Origin of the sequence: Tardiphaga sp. 285_C5_N1_2 (assembly GCF_052076065.1) — a bacterium.
Classification (GTDB): domain Bacteria; phylum Pseudomonadota; class Alphaproteobacteria; order Rhizobiales; family Xanthobacteraceae; genus Tardiphaga; species Tardiphaga robiniae.
The window spans coordinates 5765977-5782195 of sequence record NZ_CP197241.1 but is presented as its reverse complement, the minus strand read 5'-3'; the positions used below and the strand labels follow the sequence as shown (position 1 = coordinate 5782195).

The 16219-nt window shown below is 62.4% G+C and carries 16 protein-coding genes; 8 read left to right on the top strand and 8 right to left on the bottom strand.

Going from position 1 to position 16219, the window contains the following annotated elements; all coding sequences use genetic code 11:
* Nucleotides 1–32: 32 nt before the first annotated feature.
* A complete protein-coding gene (gene ubiB / locus AB7951_RS27345) occupies nt 33–1601 on the bottom strand; it encodes a 2-polyprenylphenol 6-hydroxylase (protein WP_120287742.1) in 1569 nt (522 codons plus the stop codon).
* Entirely contained in the window at nt 1598–2359 is a 762-nt protein-coding gene (gene ubiE / locus AB7951_RS27340; RefSeq protein ID WP_120288096.1) for a bifunctional demethylmenaquinone methyltransferase/2-methoxy-6-polyprenyl-1,4-benzoquinol methylase UbiE, read from the bottom strand. Before ubiE ends, ubiB begins: the two co-directional genes overlap by 4 nt.
* 94 nt (nt 2360–2453) lie before the next feature.
* Between ubiE and mutM the strand changes: the two genes are divergently transcribed.
* Nucleotides 2454–3335, top strand: a complete 882-nt coding sequence (gene mutM, locus AB7951_RS27335) for a bifunctional DNA-formamidopyrimidine glycosylase/DNA-(apurinic or apyrimidinic site) lyase (RefSeq protein WP_120287743.1) — start codon at nt 2454–2456, stop codon at nt 3333–3335.
* A gap of 66 nt (nt 3336–3401) precedes the next feature.
* Here the strand turns inward: mutM and rutA are convergent, their stop codons facing one another.
* Complete coding sequence (gene rutA / locus AB7951_RS27330) at nt 3402–4502, bottom strand: pyrimidine utilization protein A (RefSeq protein WP_120287744.1); 1101 nt, start codon at nt 4500–4502, stop codon at nt 3402–3404.
* 181 nt (nt 4503–4683) lie between these two features.
* On the opposite strand from rutA, the gene AB7951_RS27325 reads away from it, so the two are divergent.
* Complete coding sequence (locus AB7951_RS27325; RefSeq protein ID WP_120287745.1) at nt 4684–5481, top strand: class I SAM-dependent methyltransferase; 798 nt, start codon at nt 4684–4686, stop codon at nt 5479–5481.
* Between the two features lie 165 nt (nt 5482–5646).
* Nucleotides 5647–6324, top strand: coding sequence for a PilZ domain-containing protein (locus tag AB7951_RS27320; protein ID WP_120287746.1), 678 nt, complete (start codon nt 5647–5649; stop codon nt 6322–6324).
* Nucleotides 6325–6344: 20 nt separating this feature from the next.
* On the opposite strand, the gene AB7951_RS27315 is transcribed toward AB7951_RS27320, so the two are convergent.
* From AB7951_RS27315 to AB7951_RS27305, 3 genes are read right to left on the bottom strand one after another with little or no spacing between them, the layout of a single operon-like run.
* Complete coding sequence (locus tag AB7951_RS27315) at nt 6345–6734, bottom strand: type II toxin-antitoxin system VapC family toxin (RefSeq protein WP_120287747.1); 390 nt, start codon at nt 6732–6734, stop codon at nt 6345–6347.
* Nucleotides 6735–6748: 14 nt separating this feature from the next.
* Nucleotides 6749–6988, bottom strand: a complete 240-nt coding sequence (locus AB7951_RS27310; protein ID WP_120287748.1) for an AbrB/MazE/SpoVT family DNA-binding domain-containing protein — start codon at nt 6986–6988, stop codon at nt 6749–6751.
* A 60-nt stretch (nt 6989–7048) separates the two neighbouring features.
* Nucleotides 7049–8410, bottom strand: a complete 1362-nt coding sequence (locus AB7951_RS27305) for a serine protease (protein ID WP_120287749.1) — start codon at nt 8408–8410, stop codon at nt 7049–7051.
* 234 nt (nt 8411–8644) lie between these two features.
* Here AB7951_RS27305 and AB7951_RS27300 point away from each other — a divergent pair, with 234 nt between their 5' ends.
* Nucleotides 8645–9445 carry a molybdopterin-synthase adenylyltransferase MoeB gene (locus AB7951_RS27300; protein ID WP_441256096.1) on the top strand — a complete coding sequence of 267 codons (801 nt, stop codon included), beginning with the start codon at nt 8645–8647 and terminating at the stop codon, nt 9443–9445.
* Between the two features lie 58 nt (nt 9446–9503).
* Here the strand turns inward: AB7951_RS27300 and AB7951_RS27295 are convergent, their stop codons facing one another.
* The gene (locus AB7951_RS27295) at nt 9504–10505 is read right to left on the bottom strand and encodes an aldo/keto reductase (RefSeq protein ID WP_120287751.1); all 1002 of its coding nucleotides are present in this window, start codon (nt 10503–10505) and stop codon (nt 9504–9506) included.
* Between the two features lie 118 nt (nt 10506–10623).
* Here AB7951_RS27295 and AB7951_RS27290 point away from each other — a divergent pair, with 118 nt between their 5' ends.
* Complete coding sequence (locus tag AB7951_RS27290; protein WP_120287752.1) at nt 10624–11577, top strand: LysR family transcriptional regulator; 954 nt, start codon at nt 10624–10626, stop codon at nt 11575–11577.
* On the opposite strand, the gene AB7951_RS27285 is transcribed toward AB7951_RS27290, so the two are convergent.
* Nucleotides 11554–12657 carry a DUF2336 domain-containing protein gene (locus AB7951_RS27285; protein WP_089266433.1) on the bottom strand — a complete coding sequence of 368 codons (1104 nt, stop codon included), beginning with the start codon at nt 12655–12657 and terminating at the stop codon, nt 11554–11556. The two genes, AB7951_RS27290 and AB7951_RS27285, sit on opposite strands and share 24 nt — an antisense overlap.
* 362 nt (nt 12658–13019) lie before the next feature.
* Between AB7951_RS27285 and rimP the strand changes: the two genes are divergently transcribed.
* Genes rimP through AB7951_RS27270 form a run of 3 tightly spaced genes read left to right on the top strand, consistent with a single transcriptional unit; the run spans nt 13020 to nt 16212 of the window.
* Entirely contained in the window at nt 13020–13799 is a 780-nt protein-coding gene (gene rimP / locus AB7951_RS27280; protein ID WP_120287753.1) for a ribosome maturation factor RimP, read from the top strand.
* 3 nt (nt 13800–13802) lie between these two features.
* Nucleotides 13803–15407, top strand: coding sequence for a transcription termination factor NusA (gene nusA, locus AB7951_RS27275; RefSeq protein WP_068734140.1), 1605 nt, complete (start codon nt 13803–13805; stop codon nt 15405–15407).
* 16 nt (nt 15408–15423) lie between these two features.
* A complete protein-coding gene (locus tag AB7951_RS27270) occupies nt 15424–16212 on the top strand; it encodes an RNA-binding protein (RefSeq protein ID WP_120288097.1) in 789 nt (262 codons plus the stop codon).
* Nucleotides 16213–16219 lie beyond the last annotated feature (7 nt).

Sequence of the window (16219 nt, the reverse complement as noted above, 5' to 3'; positions counted from 1 at the left end):
GCTAGCATAAAATGCCAGCACTGCAATCAGTCTTAGCGAATCGAGAGCAGCAGTCCCAGAAACGACAGGGCGATCACCCAGACGCCAACCGTGCGCCAGCGGAGCTGCTTGGCCCGTGCCCGCGCGATGGCGGCAATGGTCGCGTCATCGAGCCTGACGCCGTCGCGGGTCATGGTCTCCAACTGTTCCAGCACCGTCAGCGCCCGTGTTGCCAGGGCCGGCAGACTGCCGGCGACCTTGCCGAGTTCGCCGGCGCCGGCGAGCGCACCCTGAATCTTGCCCAATGGGCCGAGATTGCGCTCGATCCATTCGCGGACAACGGGATCGGCGACCTTCCAGATGTCGAGCTTGGGATCGAAGCTTCGCGCGACGCCTTCGACCACGACCATGGTCTTCTGCAGCAGGATCAATTCCGGCCGCGTGCGCATATCAAAGAGGCCGGTGACCTCGAGCAGCAGCGTCAGCAGCTTGGCCATCGAGATTTCTTCGGCCGTGCGATTGTGAATCGGCTCGCCGATGGCACGGATCGCCTGCGCGAAATTTTCTACTGAATGGTGACCGGGCACATAGCCGGCCTCGAAGTGGACTTCGGCGACGCGGCGATAGTTGCGGGTGATGAAGCCCAGCAGAATCTCCGCGAGGAAGCGGCGCTCCTTCAGACCGAGCCGGCCCATGATGCCGAAGTCGACGGCGACGAGGCGGCCGTCAGGATCGAGGAACAGATTGCCGGGGTGCATGTCGGCATGAAAGAAGCCGTCACGCAGCGCGTGGCGCAGGAAGCTCTGGATCACCTTGCGGCCAAGGTCCGGCAGATCGACGTCGGATTCTTCCAGGCCCTTGTGATCGTTCAGTGCGATACCGTCGATCCACTCCATCGTCAGCACATTGTGCGAGGTACGATCCCAGTCCACTTCCGGCACGCGGAAATCCGAATCGTTGCGGGTGTTCTCCGCCATCTCGGAGAGTGCTGCGGCTTCGAGCCGAAGATCCATCTCCATCGCCACCGAGCGCGACATGGTGGTGATGATCTCGATCAGGCGAAGGCGCCGCGCTTCGGAAAAATGCTCTTCGGCCTTGTGGGCGACGTAAGCGAAATCGCCGAGGTCGCGGCGGAATTGCGCGGCGACATTCGGGCGCAGCACTTTCACGGCGTAGGTCTTGCGGACACCATCCTTGTCTATCTCGGCGCGATGCACCTGTGCGATCGAGGCCGCGGCGACCGGCGGACTGAAGCTCGCATAGAGCTGCGCCACAGGGCGTTCCAGCGAAGCGGCGACGACACCTTCGGCTTCGGTCAGGGAGAACGGCGGCAGCCGGTCCTGCAGGCTTTCGAGATCGCGCGCCATGGCGACGCCGACCACGTCGGGCCGCGTCGCGAGAAACTGGCCGAGCTTCAGATAGGCAGGTCCCAGCCGGGTCAGCGCGCGCGACAGCCGCGCGCCCGATTTCGCGCCGGGCCGCTCAATGAGCCGCGCCATGCGTAGCGCGAGCTGTCCCGGCGGCGGCACCAGCGAGGGATCGACGACGCCGAACACGCCTTCGCGCGCAAACACGAAACCGGCGCGGGCCAGCCGCGCCATATGATTGAGTGCCGAGATCACAAACGCCAGCCCGAATGCAGCGCGACGATGCCGCCCGAGAGGAGTTCGTACTTCACGCGGGAGAAGCCGGCCTCGCGGATCATGTCGGCGAAAATTGGCGGCTTCGGAAACTTGCGGATCGATTCGACGAGATACTGATACGACTCAGAGTCGCCGGTGACCGCCTTGCCGAGCGGCGGGATGACCTTGAACGAGAACAGGTCATAGATCTTGTCGAGACCGGGGACGTCGACGGTCGAGAATTCGAGACAGAGAAAACGGCTGCCCGGCTTCAGCACGCGATAGGCCTCAGCGAGCGCGCGGTCGATGCGCGGCACGTTGCGGATGCCGAAGGCGATCGTATAGGCGTCATAGCTCTTGTCGGCGAATGGCAACTCTTCTGCATTGCCCTCGACGAAGGAGACCTGATGTTCGAGATGGTGGGTAATGGCGCGCTCGCGGCCGACATCGAGCATGCCGGTGTTGATGTCGCAGACCGTCGCCGAGAAGCCGAGGCCCGACGCCTTGGCGGCGCGGAAGGAAATGTCGCCGGTGCCGCCGGCGACATCGAGCAGGGCAAACGGCGCGTCCGAGCGCGGCGGGTTGAGCGCGTTGATCATCACGTCCTTCCAGACGCGATGCATGCCGCCGGACATCAGATCGTTCATCAGGTCGTAGCGCCGGGCCACGCTGTGGAACACATCGTTCACCAGCGTCTGCTTGTCGCCTACGGGGACGTCCCTGAAGCCGAAATGGGTGGTTTCGCCCGGCTGATCCATCGTTTTCATCTCAAAAGCCTCATCGCGGCGGACCATAGCGCGCCTGCGGCAATGGGGCTATCACGTCAGCCTCTCAAGGTGAATGACGTGAATCATGCCTGAATTACCCGAAGTCGAGACCGTCCGCCGGGGCCTGCAGCCGGCCATGGAAGGGTCGAAGATCACCCGTCTGGATCTCAGGCGAAAAGACCTGCGGTTTCCGTTTCAGCCGGATTTTGCCGACAGGTTGCAGGGCCGGACCGTCGCCAGCCTTGGCCGCCGCGCCAAATATCTGCTGGCGGATCTGGATTCCGGCGACGTACTGCTGATGCATCTCGGCATGTCCGGCTCGTTCCGGGTTGTGTCTGATGAAAATAACGTGATGCCGGGTGCCTTCCATCATCCGCGCAGCGACGAGCGGGCACACGATCACGTCGTCTTTCACATGTCGTCGGGCCCGTCGGTGATCTACAACGATCCCCGCCGTTTCGGCTTCATGAAGATCTTTGCGCGCAGCGAGATCGAGAACGAGCCGTTCCTGAAGGACATCGGCCCCGAGCCGCTGGGCAACGAATTCGATGCAGCCATGCTGGCCGGCGCCACCGCCGGCAAGAAGACCAGCCTCAAGGCCGCGCTGCTCGATCAGCGCGTCGTCGCGGGCCTCGGCAACATCTATGTCTGCGAAGCGCTGTTTCGCTCGCATCTGTCGCCGCGGCGGCTGGCCGCGACACTGGCGACCAAGAAGGGCGAGCCGACCGATCATTCCAGACGACTGGTCACGGCAATCCACGAGGTGCTGAATCAGGCCATCAAGGCCGGCGGCTCGTCGCTGCGCGACCACCGCCAGACCGATGGCGAGCTCGGTTACTTCCAGCACTCGTTTCAGGTCTATGACCGCGAAGGCGAGCCGTGCCAAACCGATGGCTGTTCAGGCATCGTGAAGCGCTTCGTGCAGAACGGACGGTCGACCTTCTGGTGCCCGAAGTGTCAGAGGTGACACCGAGTCGGGGCTGACCTTGTCGGCGACTCTTCTTGATATCGACAGTCACATTGATATCGACAGTCACATGTCTTTCAATGCCTCTGCCGCCGCCTCCGCAACTCCCTTACGCGATGTCATCAGCGGCTGAATGTGTTGTCCGAAGTCTTCAACGCCCTGGACGAAATCGTCGAAGGTGAGCAATACGCCCTCGGTCCCCGGCACGGTGGCGACGTCGTCGAGCATGCGGGCGACATTGGCGAAAGAGCCGACGAAGGTCCCCATGTTGATGTTGACCGCTGATGTAGGGTCCGCCATCTGGCGGATGTTGGTGTCCTTGCCTGACTTGGTGTCGACGGCACCCTGTACGCCCAGCCAGGCGACCGCTTCGTGATCCACGCCGGCTTTGTAGTGCTCCCACTTTGCGAACGCGGCTTCATCGGTCTCGGCCGCGATCACCATGAACAGCACATAGGTCGTCACGTGTCGGCCGGTGTCATGCGTAGCCTCGGCCAGCCGTTCGGCGGCGGGTGCGAAATCGGTCGGGGTGTTGATGCCTTTGCCGAAGCAGAAATTGTAGTCGGCGTATTTTGCGGAGAAGGCCATTCCGGCGCCGCTCTGGCCGGCGCAAATGATCTTCATATCGGCTTGCGGCCGCGGGCTAACGCGGCAGTCTTCCATCTGGAAGAATTCGCCTTTGCGATCCGAGGCACCGGTCTGCCAAAGCTCGCGGAGGATCTCGACATATTCCGAAAGATATTCGTAACGGCGTGCGAAATATTGATCGCCCGGCCAAAGCCCCATCTGCGAATATTCGGGACGTTGCCAGCCGGTGATGAGATTGAGGCCGAAGCGGCCATGTGAAATCGAATCGATGGTCACAGCCATGCGCGCGGCAATCGCGGGAGGCATCACGAGCGTCGCTGCCGTGGCGAACAGTTTTATTCGCTTGGTCACTGCGGCCAACCCGGCCATCAAGGTGAAGGATTCCAGATTGTGATCCCAGAATTCGGTTTTCCCGCCGAAGCCACGCAATTTGATCATCGAGAGCACAAAATCGAGTCCGTAATGTTCGGCTTTTAGCGTCACCTCCTTGTTGAGGTCGAAAGTCGGCATGTATTGCGGGGCATTTTCAGAGAGCAACCAGCCATTGTTCCCGATTGGAATGAATACGCCGACCTTCATCTCGCTCTCCTCTGTAACAGGGTGACGCCTCGGGACGTCGCGAACTGTTCTGCTTGCGATAAACCAAGCAACAACTGTGCCGATGCGTGCGCATCGCGCCGATCCCACCGTGAAGGCAACGTGGTTGCGCGCCCGGCATTTCCGGCCATGATCTGCTGCCAACACGTATTGAGGACTCCCTATGACCGACGCATCGTCTCCCTCCATCCGCTTCAATGACGGCGCGTCCTATGAGCGGATGATGGGCGTCTGGAGCCGCAGCGCCGGCGAGGTCTTTCTGGACTGGGTGGCGCCAAAGCCGGGTCTTGCCTGGGTCGATGTCGGCTGCGGCAACGGCGCCTTCACGCAGCTGATCGCCGAGCGCCATGCGCCGTCGGTGATCGACGGTATCGATCCCTCGGAGCCGCAGCTTGCCTATGCGCGGACGCGGCCGGGTGCTGCGATGGCGGCGTTTCATCTGGGCGACGCAATGGCACTGCCGTTTTCCGACAAGTCCTTCGATGTCGCCGTGATGGCGCTGGTGATCTTCTTCGTGCCGGAGCCGTCGAAGGGCGTTGCGGAGATGGTGCGTGTCGTGTCACCCGGCGGCACGGTGGCCGCCTATGCCTGGGATATGGATGGCGGCGGCTTTCCGCTGCAGCCGATCCTGGGTGAATTGCTGAAGATGGGCCAGATGCCGTCGCTTCCGCCGAGCGTGGACGCATCGCGCCTCGACGTGATGCAGTCGCTGTGGACCTCCGCCGGCCTAGTGGACGTCGAAACCCGCGTGATCGATGTCACCCGTGCCTTCACCGATTTCGACGACTTCTGGTCGGCCTCGTCTGCAGGGCCATCGGTGAAGGCAGCTCTGACGGCGATGACGCCGGAGGAGATTGTGCAGCTCAAATCGCGCGTCCGGACGGGACTTTCGGAGGATGCAACCGGTCGTATCACCTGCAGTGCCCGCGCCAATGCCATCAAGGGGCGGGTGCCCGGCTGAGGCAGAGCATCCTCCGCCGCTCGATAGCGCCAATCGCCGGGATCTGCCGGTAATATTTCCTCAACTTGAAGGGGTATATAAGTAACGCAATAACCAAGGCGGGCGCAAATGCTGGCGTGGTTGGGTTTTCTATGGTGGTGGAAATGTACCGTAGAGGATGAACCTGTGTCCGTCGAAAAATTCCTCAAGCAGCGCGCCGTCAACGTCGTTGTCAGCGGGCAATATACGCTGTCGAACTGGCTGGATTCCGCAGGCAATCCGCGCAGCTTTGCCTGCCGGACCAGCCGCGTCTCGCCGTTCCGGATGATTGTCGATGTGCCGGTGGTGGGTCGTATCGGCGATCGCATCACGCCTTATTTCGGCGACTTCGGTCAGCTCGAAGGCCGCATCAGCGACACCATCTCCGGCAGCTTCCTGCTCGAACTCAACATGACGCCGCCGATGCGGCAGAAGCTGTCAGACAAGTTGACCTGGCTGGAGAAATTCCAGAAAGACCCCACGGTGCGGGAAGAGCGCAAGCAGGCGCGCCTCATTCCTGCGAGCCCGCATTCCATGCTGACCTTCGCCGACGGCAGTATGAAGAACTGCTTCGTCATCGACATGTCCGTGTCCGGCGCCGCGATCTCGGCCGACGTGCAGCCAGAGGTCGGAACGCCGCTCGCCGTCGGCGCCTGCGTCGGCCGCGTGGTGCGCCATCTCCAGGGCGGTTTCGCAGTGAAATTCGTCGAGCAGCAGAACCGCGAACAGCTCGAACGCCGGATCATCCGCGCCCCTGCCGCGCCGCCGCCGCGCGCAACGCCGTTCGCGGCGCAGATGGATGCGATGTACGAGGAAGTGGATTAGAGCATCGGACAGGCGGTTGCCTATGACAGCCAGTTCTCGACTTTCAGACCGCTCACCCGTTTGAATTCTTTCGCATTCGCAGTCACCAGCGTGGCATCGACGGCGCAAGCGTGAGCCGCGATCAGCAGGTCATTCGGGCCGATGGGGACGCCCTTCTTTTCGAGGTCGTGGCGAATGCGGGCGTATTCGGTGTCGGCCGGACTTTCCAGCGGCAGGATATCGAGCTCATTCAGCACCTGCTCTACGAGTTGCGTGAGCCGCGGTGAATTACGTTTGGCGCATCCGAACCGCAATTCGGCGGACGTAATGATGCTGACGCAAAATCCCTCGGCGCCGAGTTTACGAATTCTCTTGGCTACACGACCCGCCGGATTTCGGATCAGATCCGAGACGACGTTTGTATCAAGCATGTAGCGTGGTGTGCTCACAGCTTGATGTCCCGTAGCGGGCGCAGGCCTGCATCGACGTCCGGAAATTCTTCTGTGAATGGCACCATCGTATCAAGCAATGCCAGCAGGCCGCGCTTGCGTACGGGCTCGATTACGAGCCTGTCGCCGTCGCGGTGCATGACAGCTTCGTCGCCCGGTAACTCGAATTCAACGGGAATGCGGACCGCCTGATTGCGACCGTTACGAAACAGCCTGACGTGACGGGAGTCGGTCATCGGCACCTCCGTGGCATATGCTTAAGCATAGGCCAAAAGAGAGCTAATTTCCAGCGAAAACTACTTCCGCACGCAGATCACGCGCACCATCGCGGCCTTGGCATCGGTCGAGCTGCTGTTCGCGCTCACGCCATTCGCTTTCACGAAATTCAGCACGAGTTCCGCGGGCACCAGAGCCGCCTGTGGCGCTGCATTCGGCGGGCCGGCTACGAGCAGCGGCTTCAATTGCGCGAGGCCCGCGAATTTGCCGTCGCTGTCGATGGCGGCCGCGCCGGAAAAGCCGAGCCCCGGTGCGGGTGACAGCGCCAGTTCGCTTCCGGTGCCGATCGGTGTGGTGGTTGCCTTCACGCTGGTGACGGCTGCGCCGCCGCCCTGGTTTTGCGGATCGGCGATCCCTACGAGATCGAGATTGGGCTTCGCTGCGCCAGCGCCAAGCGACAGCGGCTTCAGCTCGCGCGCGCCATAGATGCGCAGCAATGCGAGATCGCGCACTTTATCTTCGGCGACTTTGTCGGCATTGCCGTAACCGGCCACGACGATGGACATGCAGCCATCGACTGCCTGGCGATCGGTGACGATGGCGCCGTCATCGCTCACGACGATTCCGCTGGCATATTCGACCTTCTTGCGCGGCGGCGGACCCATCGCCTGCGCCCCTGCGGGGAATGCGTTGAAGGCAGACGACATCGCGATCACCACCGGCTCCATGGTGCCTTCGGTGGCCTGATCGTAGAAGATCGAGAGGATGCGGACCTCGGAGTCCTTGAACTGGCCGCGGATGTAGAACTTCTTTTGGTTCTGCAACCCGGACAGCACGAAGAAATCCGGCTTGACGACCTGATAGTCGATCTTGCGACCGGGCTCCTTGCGCTCGGCCTCGGCGAGTTTCGCGGTGGAGGGCGTGTCCTCCTTGCGGCGCGCCAGCGTGATCTGGACCGTGCCGGTGGAGGACGACCATTTGCTGCCGTTCGCGTCGGAGGCCTGCTGCGGCACCAGCTTGCCGGGAATGCCAAGCCGTGCGCCGGTCACCATGTCGGTGACCATTTTCCAGCCGACATTGTCCTGAAGTTTCCTCGCTGCCGCGCGCAGCAGATCGCGCTCCTGCGGGTTCAGCACGCCGGTTTGTTTGGCGCCGTTGTCCTTCTGGAACGTCTTGATCGCATTGACCATGCGATCCGAGACCTCGCCGGTGATGGCGCCGTTATACTGCCCGGTCCATGCCAGATCCGATTGAATGCCGAGCCGCTCGGCCTGCGCCATGGCATTGGCGGTGTCGGCAGGGGTCTGCAGCGCCGGACGGATCGGTGTGGTGGTGACCGGCTTCGGCTTGATGCCCTGCACCGCGGGAGGCGTCGCCTGCACCTGTGCGTGAGCCGCAGAGGCTGCCACGATCATCAATGTTGCTGAAAGCATCGATCTCATGACATGTCCGGTCTTGAAGCTGGTGATTGATTTCGGTGGAATTAAGCACATCTCGTGGGTCGGTGACAGCGCGGGAAGGGTTCACGACAATGCGGGACCTGATCTGTGGCCTCATCCTGAGGAGGCGCTTCTTCAGCGCCGTCTCGAAGGATGAGCTGTTCATCTCATGGTTCGAGACGCGCGCAAGAAGCGCGCTCCTCACCATGAGGGTCGGAGTTTGGAGCGACTATTGCGATGCTGAATGCCGATGAACTCGAGCGCTATGCGCGTCACATCGTGTTGCGCGAGGTCGGCGGTCCCGGCCAGACCGCGCTGCAGGGCGCGAAAGTGCTTGTGATCGGCGCCGGCGGGCTTGGCGCACCGGCGCTGATGTATCTGGCGGCCGCGGGCATCGGCACGCTCGGTGTGGTCGATGACGACACTGTGTCGCTGTCAAACCTGCAGCGGCAGGTCATTCACGCAACGCCGGATATCGGCGCGTTGAAGACCGACAGCGCCGCTGCAAAGATCCATGCGCTCAATCCGCATGTCAGATTTATCGGCCATGCCGTCAGGCTCAATGCAGCGAATGCGATGGCGCTGTTGTCGGGCTACGACATCGTGCTCGATGGTTCCGACAATTTCACCACGCGCTATCTGCTGTCGGATGCCTGCTATCTCGCGAAGAAACCTCTGATCTCCGCTGCGCTCGGCACTTTCGATGCGTCGCTGACCACGATCCGTGCCCATGAGGCCAACGCCTCGGGTGTATTGAACCCGACCTATCGCTGTCTGTTTCCCGAAGCGCCGCCGCCGGGCACGGTGCCGAGCTGCCAGGAAGCCGGCGTCATGGGTGCGCTGGCCGGTATGGTTGGCTCGATGATGGCGCTGGAAGCGATCCGCGAGATCGTGGGCTTTGGTGAAGGGCTGGTCGGGCGTCTGCTGATGATCGACGCCCGCAACATGCGCTTCGAGACGCTGCGTTACGGGCGCGATCCGGCGAATCCGCTCAACGGGGATGCGCCGAGCATCAGGGATTTGAGCGCATATTTGTGAGGCGCTTTCTTAATCCCTCCCCGCAAAGGGGGGAGGGATGCCATTGGCCTGTGTCGTCTCACGCCCGCTTCTTTTCACTGTCCATATGCGCGAGATGCTCGTCTGGATAACGGCCGCCGGCTGCCGCATCGGCCGGGATCGCCTCTGCCAAAGCCCTGAGATGCGCGGGCGTGAGTTTCACCTCCAGCGATCCCAGCGCTTCAGTGAGCCGATCCCGTCGCCGGGCGCCGACCACGGGCAGGATGTCCTGGCCCTGTGCGGCGACCCAGGCGATGGCGACCTGTGCGACCGAAGCGCCGATGTCGTCGGCGACAGCGCGGATTTTGTCGACCAGCGCCAGATTCCGATCGATATTCGCAGCGCTGAAGCGTGGGCTGTGGCTGCGATAGTCCCTCGCGTTCATCCCGTTCTTGGTGAAGTGGCCACCGATCAGGCCGCGCGACAGCACGCCGTAGGCCGTGATGCCGATGCCGAGCTCCCGGCACGTCGGCAGGATGTCGTCCTCTATGCCCCGCGAGATCAGCGAATATTCGATCTGCAGGTCGGTGATGGGATGCACCTTGTGGGCACGGCGGATGGTCTCGGAGCCGACTTCGGAGAGGCCGATATGTTTGACATAGCCGGCCTTGATCAGGTCGGCGATGGCGCCAACGGTGTCCTCGATGGGCACATTGGGGTCGAGCCGCGCGGGGCGGTAGATGTCGATGACCTCGACGCCGAGCCGCACCAGCGAATAGGCCACGAAATTCTTGATCGCTATCGGGCGGTTGTCGAAGCCCATGAAGGCACCGGCGGGATCGCGCATACCGCCGAATTTGACCGAAAGCTGCAGGTTATCGTGGTTGCGGCCACGCAGGGCCTCGGCAATCAGCAGCTCGTTATGGCCCATAGCGTAGAAGTCGCCGGTGTCGATCAGGGTAACGCCGGCCTCCAGCGCGGCGTGGATGGTGGCGATGCTTTCACCTCGGTCGGCCGGGCCGTAGACATCCGACATGCCCATGCAGCCGAGGCCGAGCGCGCCCACTGTGGGGCCAGTCTTTCCGAGTTGAAGGTGTTTCACTGTGGTTCTCCCAGAATGCGGCCGGACCGATCCTTTGCCGCTGCCGCCCCGATATGAGCCCGCTCCATTGATCCGATAAGCTGGACAATCCCGAAAGGCTTGTTCACTCTGTCGAACAATGAGCGATCTCGATCTGCGCGATCTGGCGGCCTTTCTGGCAGTTGCACGGACCCGGAATTTCCGGCGGGCGGCGGTGGAGACCCATGTGTCGGTGTCCAGCCTGAGCCAGCGGTTGCGCGACATGGAAGAGCGGCTTGGCGTTCGTTTGCTGCATCGCACAACGCGCAGTGTTGCGCTTACCGAGGCTGGAGAATTGCTGCAACGCAAAATCGCTCCGGCTATGGGCGATGTCCATGCTGCGCTGCAGCAAGTTCGCGATTTCGGTGATGTGCCCTCTGGCCGCCTCAGGATCAACGGTCCAGCACCAGCCATCGATATCGTGGTGGCGCCGATGGTCACGCCATTTCTGCAGCAATATCCGCAGATTGAGCTTGAGATCGTTGCCGAGACGTCATTGATCGACATCGTCGCCAAGGGTTTCGACGCCGGCATTCGCTATGGCGAGGATCTGGCGCAGGACATGATCGCGGTCTCGCTGGGGCCACCGCAACGCTTCGTGATGGTGGCTTCTTCGCAATATATTGCGCAGCATGGACGACCTATTGCACCGCAGCAATTGCTGCAGCATTGCTGCATCAGAACGCGTTTCGACAACGGTTCTATCCCGGAATGGGAGTTCGAAAAGGACGGCCAGGTGGTCAGGATCCCGCCGCGGGGGCCGCTGCTGGCGAGTTATTCCCGGCTCGGGCTGGAAGCGGCCCGGGACGGACTTGGCTTTTACGCGGTGTTTGAGGGCTATGTGCGGGACGACCTCGCGACCGGGAGGCTGGTCAGCGTGCTGGAGGACTGGCTGCCGCCATTCCCGGGGCCGTTCCTGTATTATCCAAGCCGTCGGCAGCCGCCGCCGGCTTTGGCGGCGTTCGTGAGTTTTGTGGCGGAGTGGCGCAAACGGGAGCGGCGGGCTGCGGCCCCGGAGAACCCCAGTGGATCAGAGCGGCAGGGGAATCGCTGAGGCGGTCTCGCGGGTCTGCCAGAAGGTCAGCACACGCTGTGCCGTGGCGGGCACCAGGCGCTCGAAATTCTGTCGGGCTTCCTCGACATCGGCGGCGGCAGGCGAACGGCCGGGGCCGAGACGCAGCGTCATCAGGGCGCGGACAGTGGCCCAGGAAATCCCGATCGATTTGCCGAGTATCAGCATCGGATCGTCGCGGTCGCCTTTGAGGAGCTGGTCGATGGTCCCGATCCGCACGCCCGACAGAGCGGCGAGGGCGGCGGCGGTTTCCTCATATTGATGGGCGCGGGCAAAGCGCAACAAAGCGCCTTCGTCCAGCTCGTCGGCCTGGTGGAGCTTGCGAATGGCACGCTGCGCGGTGGCGAAGTCGCGGGTGACGGCCAGATGCGTCGGCGTACCGGTGATGTCCTGCATCGCGCGGTTGATCGCGTTGCGCAGTTGGGGGGCGGCGGCGTCGAACAGCCGACGGCGAACCACCTCGACCGACTGTGCCAACAGGTGTTTGAGTTGTTCCGGCGCGAGATCGTCGCGCTGCCCGACCGTGACGGCGAGGGCGCCATCATCGCTGGCGCGGCGAATGAGGCCGGTATAGCCGAGCTGCGAGAAAGCCGCACCGGCGTTGCCGGCCACGCGGCGGATCACGTCGCGGTCGCCGCGGCGGACGATCACGTCGGTAATGCGCGGGGTCAGCGTCGAGCGATCGGAGATCGCCAGCAGATGCGACTGGCCCTGGGCCTTGGCGATGTCGACCAGTGTCGGTTCGTCGATCAAGGGTGAGCGGCGCAACAGCGGCCCGGCGATCAGGATCTCGTCATCGCGGACGAGCAAGGCCACCAGTTGCGGCGGTGCGTTGACGAGATCGGACAGCCGTTCGGCCAGCTCTGTGCGTGCTTCGACCTCGGTTTGTGGAACCAGACTCGTCAGAACGCCGTCGAACAGATCGACATGTGCCGGTTGAAAACGGGATGCGCCCCTTAGGAAAAGCTCGGAAATCTTACGCACCGCTTCGCCGCGCCGCTTAGGATCGCCATCTCTGACGATGTTCTCCAGCCCGGGAATGAGCGATTTCGCCTCAGCCATCAAAAAATACTCAACACCACCATACGGAAAGGCTGGGGCACCCTAGATGGGGTTGATGAAGGAACGGTTAGTCCGCAGGATTGGGCTACCGCGGGTTGCAGAAATATTGCGGGGCAGCCACTGCGGCCTTGCCGGGGCTCCGGAAAAGGGCTATATCGCCCACAACTTATTAGGTTCTCATACGATCGCGTTTGAGAGTGGGCCCCTCGGGACCCGCTCTTTTTTATTACCTGAACGGACCTTGGCCGATAATCCGGCGGGGCTCGCCCGGGTCCAAAAGGGCCGAAAGCCCGACGCGATACACTTCTGCAGGCTGCACGCGCATTCAGACGTCCTCCAACCGGAATACTTCGATCCTGGACATGACCGACCAAAACCCAGAAACCGTTGATACCGAGCTGCTTTCCGAGCCGCGCTTGGTGATCGAGCCGGGTGCTGCGGCGCGGGTATCGGCAGTCGCCACGCCCGTGCTCGAAAACCTCGGTTACCGCCTGGTGCGGATCAAAATTTCCGGCGAGCTCGGCTGCACCGTGCAGATCATGGCGGAGCGGCCGGATGGCACCATGCTGGTCGAGGACTGCGAGGCGATCTCACACGCGCTGTCGCCGGTGATGGACGTCGCCGATCCGATCCAGCGCGCCTATCGCCTCGAAATTTCCTCGCCCGGCATCGATCGTCCGCTGGTCCGACGCTCCGATTTCGAGCGCTATCATGGCTATCTGGTTAAGATCGAGATGGCTGTCGCCGTCGGCGGCCGCAAACGCTTCCGTGGCCTGCTCGGCGCTATCGAAGGCGACGTGGTCCTGATCGATCGGGAAGGCGCCCGCGACGGCGAGGACCCCATCACGCGGTTGCCGCTGGAAGATATCTCCAATGCCAGTCTGGTGCTGACCGACGAGCTGATCGCCGAGTCCATGCGCCGCGGTAAGCACGCCGAGCTTGATCTCAAGCGGGAGCTCGGTCTCGCGCCGCCGCCGGCACCGCATGCCAAGCGCAGCGATCCGAAAAAGAGCTTTGCGCCGAAGCCGAAACTCAAGGTCGCGAAAGCTGCCAAGAAGCCTTTGCCGAAGAATACCAAAGAACATCGTCTGGCCGCCGACCGTGCGCGCCGAGGCGAAATCGATCCCATCGAAGGAGAATGAGCTATGGCCGCTGTCAGCGCCAATAAACTCGAACTGCTGCAGATCGCCGACGCCGTCGCGCGCGAAAAATCGATCGACCGCAACATCGTCATCCAGGCGATGGAAGAGGCGATCGCGAAAGCGGCCCGCGCGCGTTACGGTTCCGAGACCGATGTGCATGCCGAGATTCATCCCAAGACCGGCCAGCTCTCTCTGACCCGCCACATGCTGGTGGTCGAGGACGTCGAGAATTCGTCTTTCCAGACCTCGCTGTTTGACGCGCAGCGCGCCAATCCGGGTGCGCAGATCGGCGACACCATCGCCGACACGCTGCCGCCGCTGGAATACGGCCGTATCGCCGCGCAGTCCGCCAAGCAGGTCATCGTGCAGAAGGTGCGCGAAGCCGAGCGTGACCGGCAGTACCAGGAATTCAAGGATCGCATCGGCGAGATCGTCAACGGCATCGTCAAGCGCGTCGAATACGGTTCGGTGATCGTCGATCTCGGCCGCAGCGAAGCCATCGTGCGCCGCGACGAGATGCTGCCGCGCGAAGTGTTCCGCAACGGCGACCGCGTTCGCGCCTATGTGTTTGATGTGCGCCGCGAAACACGCGGTCCGCAGATCTTCCTGTCGCGCACCCATCCGCAGTTCATGGCCAAGCTGTTCGCGCAGGAAGTGCCTGAAATCTATGACGGTATCGTCGAGATCAAGGCCGTGGCCCGCGATCCCGGTTCGCGTGCAAAGATCGGCGTGATCTCGCGCGACTCGTCGGTGGATCCGGTCGGCGCTTGCGTCGGTATGCGTGGTTCCCGCGTGCAGGCCGTGGTCAACGAGCTGCAGGGCGAGAAGATCGACATCATTCCATGGTCGCCGGATATCGCCACTTTCGTGGTGAACGCGCTGGCGCCGGCGGAAGTCTCGAAAGTCGTGATCGATGAAGATCGTGAGCGCATCGAGGTTGTCGTTCCCGACACGAATAACCAGCTATCCCTTGCGATCGGTCGTCGCGGCCAGAATGTGCGCCTGGCTTCGCAGCTGACCGGCTGGGATATCGACATCCTGACCGAGCAGGAAGAATCCGAACGTCGCCAGGCCGATTTCGAAAATTCCACGCGCGTCTTCATGGAAGCGCTGAACGTCGACGAAGTCGTCGGTCAGCTGCTCGCGTCGGAAGGTTTCACCTCGGTGGAAGAACTTTCGATGGTCGATGCCAAGGAACTGTCGGGCATCGAGGGCTTCGACGACGAAACAGCGGCCGAATTGCAGAGCCGTGCACGTGAATACCTTGAGCAGCTCGAAGCTGAACTCGAAGGCAAACGTAAGGAACTGGGTGTGGAAGACGCTTTGAAGGACGTTCCGGGCGTGACCCTCAAGATGATGGTCAAGTTCGGCGAAAACGACATCAAGACCGTCGAGGATCTTGCCGGCTGCGCCACTGACGATCTGGTGGGCTGGACCGAACGCAAGGAAGGCTCCGAGCCGACCAAGCACCCGGGCATTCTCGATGCCAGCGAAATTTCGCGCGAAGACGCCGAGCATCTGATCATGCAGGCCCGCGTCGTGGCCGGCTGGATCACCCAGGCCGATCTCGACAAGGGTGCGCCGCTCGACGCCACCGAAGAAGCGTAAGGACAATGCCACGCGCATGCTCGCCATTGCTGACCAAGCAGATCTGGACAACGGCCCCCGGAGCACCAAGCCCGGGACGATGCGGATGTGCGTGGTTACGCGGAGCGTGCGCCCGATCGATGAACTGATCCGGTTCGTCGTCGCGCCCACGGGCGAGGCGATCCCGGATCTGAAGCGCAAGCTTCCCGGCCGCGGCCTCTGGGTCACGGCCTCCCGCAAGGCGGTGACCGAGGCGGCGAAGCGCAATCTTTTTGCCAAGGGCTTCAAGAAAGCGGTCAAGGCGTCGCCGACCCTGGCCGACGACACCGACAAGCTCATGGTGCGTGGCGTCATCGAGGCGCTGGCCATAACTGCCAAGGCCGGTCAGGTGGTTTCCGGCTTCACCAAGGTCGAAGACGCCCTGCGCCGCGGAACGGTCGGTGTTCTTCTCCACGCCTCCAACGGCGCCCCCGACGGAATCCGTAAACTGGACAGCGTTGCCCGGCAACGCGTGGAATTTGACGCGGAATCCGGCGACGACGCGCCGAAACTGCCGATCATTACGGTTTTAAGCTCCGATGAATTGGATTTGGCATTGGGGCGGTCAAATGTGATACATGCTGCCGTGCTTACGGGCCCGGCGGGCAAAACGTTCCTGTCGCGCAGCCAGACTCTGGTCCAATACCGGCTGGCTGACGACGACATCAACGCAAGCGCCAAAGCTTCGCTGACAACTGCTGCGCCGGAGACGGAGCCGCTGACGCCAACGATCTCGCTGATCGAAACTTCGACGACTGTGCGACCGCGCACAACGCAACAAGATTAGGACTGCT

What these genes read in the sequence shown, in the direction of transcription:
- rutA (WP_120287744.1), bottom strand. Translation starts at nt 4,502, where the DNA reads ATGAAGGTCGGCGTATTCATTCCAATCGGGAACAATGGCTGGTTGCTC.
- AB7951_RS27285 (WP_089266433.1), bottom strand. Translation starts at nt 12,657, where the DNA reads ATGGCTGAGGCGAAATCGCTCATTCCCGGGCTGGAGAACATCGTCAGA.
- ubiE (WP_120288096.1), bottom strand. Translation starts at nt 2,359, where the DNA reads ATGGATCAGCCGGGCGAAACCACCCATTTCGGCTTCAGGGACGTCCCC.
- nusA (WP_068734140.1), top strand. Translation starts at nt 13,803, where the DNA reads ATGGCCGCTGTCAGCGCCAATAAACTCGAACTGCTGCAGATCGCCGAC.
- AB7951_RS27300 (WP_441256096.1), top strand. Translation starts at nt 8,645, where the DNA reads ATGCTGAATGCCGATGAACTCGAGCGCTATGCGCGTCACATCGTGTTG.
- AB7951_RS27290 (WP_120287752.1), top strand. Translation starts at nt 10,624, where the DNA reads ATGAGCGATCTCGATCTGCGCGATCTGGCGGCCTTTCTGGCAGTTGCA.
- AB7951_RS27310 (WP_120287748.1), bottom strand. Translation starts at nt 6,988, where the DNA reads ATGACCGACTCCCGTCACGTCAGGCTGTTTCGTAACGGTCGCAATCAG.
- AB7951_RS27315 (WP_120287747.1), bottom strand. Translation starts at nt 6,734, where the DNA reads ATGCTTGATACAAACGTCGTCTCGGATCTGATCCGAAATCCGGCGGGT.
- AB7951_RS27325 (WP_120287745.1), top strand. Translation starts at nt 4,684, where the DNA reads ATGACCGACGCATCGTCTCCCTCCATCCGCTTCAATGACGGCGCGTCC.
- mutM (WP_120287743.1), top strand. Translation starts at nt 2,454, where the DNA reads ATGCCTGAATTACCCGAAGTCGAGACCGTCCGCCGGGGCCTGCAGCCG.
- rimP (WP_120287753.1), top strand. Translation starts at nt 13,020, where the DNA reads ATGACCGACCAAAACCCAGAAACCGTTGATACCGAGCTGCTTTCCGAG.
- AB7951_RS27305 (WP_120287749.1), bottom strand. Translation starts at nt 8,410, where the DNA reads ATGAGATCGATGCTTTCAGCAACATTGATGATCGTGGCAGCCTCTGCG.
- AB7951_RS27270 (WP_120288097.1), top strand. Translation starts at nt 15,424, where the DNA reads ATGCTCGCCATTGCTGACCAAGCAGATCTGGACAACGGCCCCCGGAGC.